This window comes from Pseudomonas sp. NPDC087639 (assembly GCF_044743385.1).
Classification (GTDB): Bacteria; Pseudomonadota; Gammaproteobacteria; order Pseudomonadales; family Pseudomonadaceae; genus Aquipseudomonas.
Window position 1 is genome coordinate 1 of the sequence record NZ_JBIUWI010000138.1, and the last position, 4,031, is coordinate 4,031.

Here is a 4,031-nt window from a genome sequence, read left to right on the forward strand (position 1 = left end):
TACCGCCGCCGCCAACCGATGCTGTTTCATGCTATTTCCTTGTTCATGCGCCGAAAGGGCAATCGAGTAAAGCCGCGAGCTTATCAGGCCGCCACGACCAATGGCTACCGGCATGAGAGCAGTAAACCTGCGATAAGTTCAGGGATTAAAACGCATTTGGGCAAAGCAATGATGAAGCTTATGTCATCTGGTCGCGACAACGACCGACTTACATTCCCCCAACATCTGGCGTAATGGCCACTTGCCACGCAGGGTCATGCTCAGGCATAACAGCGCAACAATTCGACAAGGATGTTTATCTTGCGCCTTTTATTCCGCGTGCTGGCTCTGGTCGTCGTGCTGCTGGGACTCGTCCTCGCGGTGGTTTTGTACTACGTGGCCAATCCGAAAATGCCCTTCTACACGCCCGCGCAGCAGGTGCATTACCTGAATCAGTGGGCGGAAGAAGAACGACAGACCTATTACTTCACGCCCCAGGGCACGCAAGTCAAAGGGTTGCGCTATGAGTGGTTTCAGGCGCTGGAGTTGCCCTTTTCGCAGCAACGTTTCGCCGCCCCCGAATACCTCGCGCGCTTCGGTTTTCTCGTCGATCCGCAACAGAAAGCCACGCCGGGCAATCCCGGCAACCTGCCCGTCGGCTTTGCGCGACACCAGAATCCCGGGAGCACCGAGCAATATCTGGACATAACTTGTGCCGCTTGCCACACCGGTGAACTGCGCTTCAACGGCCAAGCCGTGCGCATTGACGGTGGTTCGGCACAGCACGTACTGCCGTCGAGTGTTCCTACGCTGCGCGGTGGCAGTTTCGGACAGGCATTGGTCGCCAGCCTGACCTCGACTTACCTCAACCCATGGAAATTCGAACGCTTTGCCCGTCAGGTGCTGGGCGATGACTACGACGCCCGCCACGAGCAATTGCGCAAGGATTTCAAAAGCTCGCTGTACACCTTTCTGAAAGTCGCATGGAACGACACGCATCGCGGCCTCTACCCCACCGAGGAAGGCCCGGGCCGCGCCGATGCCTTCGGGCGGATTGCCAACGCGACGTTCGGCGATGCCATCTCCCCCGCCAACTATCGCGTGGCCAACGCGCCGGTGGACTACCCGCAGCTATGGGATATGTGGACGTTCGACTGGGTGCAGTGGAACGGTTCGGCGCAACAACCGATGGCGCGCAACATCGGCGAGGCATTGGGGGTCGGTGCCACGCTGCAGTTCTTCAACGCCAACGGTCAGCCGTTGCAAGGCGATGACCGTTACGCCTCCAGCGTCCGTGTACGCGACCTGCACAAGATCGAAGAAACCCTGCAACGCCTACAACCACCCGCCTGGCCGGAAGCTCTGTTTGGTACCGTCGACAGATCGCAGGCAGCCAAGGGACGCGCGCTGTTTACAGAGAACTGCGCCGCTTGCCACGTCCCACGCAAAACCCAGGAAGGCGAACGCTGGGTGCAGCATTTGCGCATGGTGCCCGTGGATGTCATCGGCACCGACCCGAACGCCGCCAACAACATCGCCACCCACCGCTTCGACCTGACGGCGCTGCAATGGGATCTGAAAGAGCTGGAAAAGATGGACGTAAAGCTGCATCCAACACCGACGCAACCGCTCGATCTGAGCCAGTTGTCAGTGGCTAAAGGCCTGGCTTACGTCACCGCATTCGTCGAAAACCGCGCTTATCGCGAAGCGAAGGTGACGCCTGAGGAGAAACCCGGGCTCGACGGTTTTGGTCTGCCGATCGGCGTTCGCGAACAAGTCGCCTACAAGGCGCGCCCACTGGCCGGCATCTGGGCTACCGCGCCGTTTCTACACAACGGTTCGGTACCAAGCATTTATCAATTGCTGTCGCCGCAGGATGAGCGCGCCACCACCTTCTATAAAGGCACCTTCGAATACGACCCGCGACATCTGGGCTACCGCACCGAAGCCTTCACCAATGGTTTTGTGTTCGACACGCGGGTTACCGGCAACCACAACAGCGGCCATGAATTCCGCGCCGGCGAGCGCGGCAATGGCGTTATCGGCCGGCTGTTGCAGCCCGAAGAACGCTGGGCATTGCTGGAATACCTGAAAGTTCTGGGCGGCCCGCTCGAGGCGCAATTGCCATGATCTCGACCTTCAAGAAAGAATTGCCTTTGTTGGCCAGAGTCTGGTTGTGGCTGGGACGATTGCTGGGCAAAACGTTGTTGATCGTGTTCGCCATCGGACTGCTCGGCTGGGCCGTCGCCACGGCGTGGTTTGCCTGGCAGCACCGTGGCCCGGTTTCAGCATTGGAGCAGATTCCGCCAGGCGAGTCGGCCATGACTCAGGATGTGATCCAGACGGCCGTGCGCATCGTCGATCAACACCGCGAAGGCACTCGCTATTTACGCGACGCTCACGCCAAGGCCCATGGTTGTGTGAAAGCGCAGGTGCAGGTTCTGCCGCAACTGGCACAGTCATTGCGACAGGGTGTCTTCAGTGAGCCGGGTAAAACCTGGCAGGCGATGATTCGACTGTCCAATGGCAATGCCTATCCGCAGTTCGACAGCATGCGCGACGCCCGTGGCATGGCGATCAAGTTGCTCGACGTGCCGGGCATGCAACTGCTCGGTAACCGCCAGCAACAGCGCGAACAAGACTTCGTGATGTTCAGTCACCCGAACTTCTTTGTCAGCGATGTCGCCGAGTATCGTCAGAATGTGGCGGCGCAGGCTGACGGTAAAAAGGTCATGGCGTTTTTTCCGGGATGGGATCCACGCACCTGGCAGATCCGCCATCTGTTTATTGCGCTGGCAACACTGTCGCCGCCGCCGGACAGTCCGACCGGGACGACTTACTTCTCGGTATCGCCCTACAAGTTGGGTGAGGCCAATGTGAAATTTCGGGTAACGCCCGATCCGGACAATTGCCCAACCTACACCTTGCCCAAGCAGAACCACGATTTGCCGAACTTCCTGCGCGGCGCGCTGAATCAGCAGTTATCAACGGATCGCGTGCCTGCTTGTTACGTGCTGCAGATCCAGCGCCAGGATGCCAATAAATACATGCCGATCGAGGACACCAGCATCGAGTGGCGCGAGCAAGATGCACCGTTCGAATCCGTGGCCCGCATCACCCTGCCACCTCAGGATTTCGATACACCACAGCAAAATCTTCTATGCGACAACCTTTCGTTCAACCCATGGTTTGGCATCGAAGCACATCGCCCGATCGGCGGAATCAACCGACTGCGTAAAGCGGTGTACGAAGCGGTCAGCGACTATCGCCACCAGCGCAACGGCGAATGATCAATGCCTGGCCGGTACGTTCTTCAAAGCGGATGATGCCGCAACCTTTCCGACACGCGGCCAGGTTTTGCTCGGAAGAAGAACGCTGAGGATTCCGGCGTTGGGGACTTTGTCGACAAACATTTGCGGACTCACAGCGCCGGCGCTGATTTTTTGCTCAAGGCCTTGAGCAAGCGAAGAACATTGCCCATTGTCCGAAAGTGACCCGTCTGGCAGGCACTACATAGATATATGCAGCGAAAAAAAACCCAAACGCCAGACAGCAAAAAGCCCGCACTAGGCGGGCTTTCTGTGGTTATCTGGCGTTCAGTGTTCCAGATTACCGAATATGGCGCAGCGGACGGGACTCGAACCCGCGACCCCCGGCGTGACAGGCCGGTATTCTAACCGACTGAACTACCGCTGCGCGAAACGCTTGAAACGAATGGTGGGTGATGACGGGATCGAACCGCCGACATTCTGCTTGTAAGGCAGACGCTCTCCCAGCTGAGCTAATCACCCTTCGCTTCGTTACGGGGCGCATTATGCCACAAGTTTTCATAAAGTGTTGATTTAATTGAAGTTTTTTCAAAAAAATCTGAAAACCGGTGAAACAACACATCCCGCGGGTACAACGTACAAACTTGAGACAGAAAAAAACCCGCCTCAGCGGGTTTTTCCGTGGTGACCTGGCGTTCAGCGTTCCAGGTTACCGAATATGGCGCAGCGGACGGGACTCGAACCCGCGACCCCCGGCGTGACAGGCCGGTATTCTAACCGACT

Annotated in this window: 3 protein-coding genes and 2 tRNA genes; 3 read left to right on the plus strand and 2 right to left on the minus strand. The window is 57.8% G+C overall.

The genetic code is table 11. The annotated features are described in order from the left end of the window. The 3 genes from ACIOVB_RS27080 to ACIOVB_RS27090 all read left to right on the plus strand — a co-directional run. Window positions 1-234, plus strand: a 234-nt coding sequence (locus tag ACIOVB_RS27080) for a hypothetical protein (RefSeq protein WP_401272223.1), incomplete at its 5' end; no start/stop codon positions are given. Window positions 235-300: 66 nt separating this feature from the next. Continuing rightward, window positions 301-2,109, plus strand: coding sequence for a di-heme-cytochrome C peroxidase (locus ACIOVB_RS27085; protein WP_401272224.1), 1,809 nt, complete (start codon window positions 301-303; stop codon window positions 2,107-2,109). 26 nt (window positions 2,110-2,135) lie between these two features. Continuing rightward, window positions 2,136-3,269, plus strand: coding sequence for a catalase family protein (locus ACIOVB_RS27090; protein WP_401272225.1), 1,134 nt, complete (start codon window positions 2,136-2,138; stop codon window positions 3,267-3,269). Between the two features lie 329 nt (window positions 3,270-3,598). Here the strand turns inward: ACIOVB_RS27090 and ACIOVB_RS27095 are convergent. Both ACIOVB_RS27095 and ACIOVB_RS27100 read right to left on the minus strand, forming a co-directional pair. Then, window positions 3,599-3,675: transfer RNA gene (locus ACIOVB_RS27095), tRNA-Asp, on the minus strand. Window positions 3,676-3,694: 19 nt separating this feature from the next. Then, window positions 3,695-3,770, minus strand: a tRNA-Val gene (locus ACIOVB_RS27100). Between the last annotated feature and the right edge of the window lie 261 nt (window positions 3,771-4,031).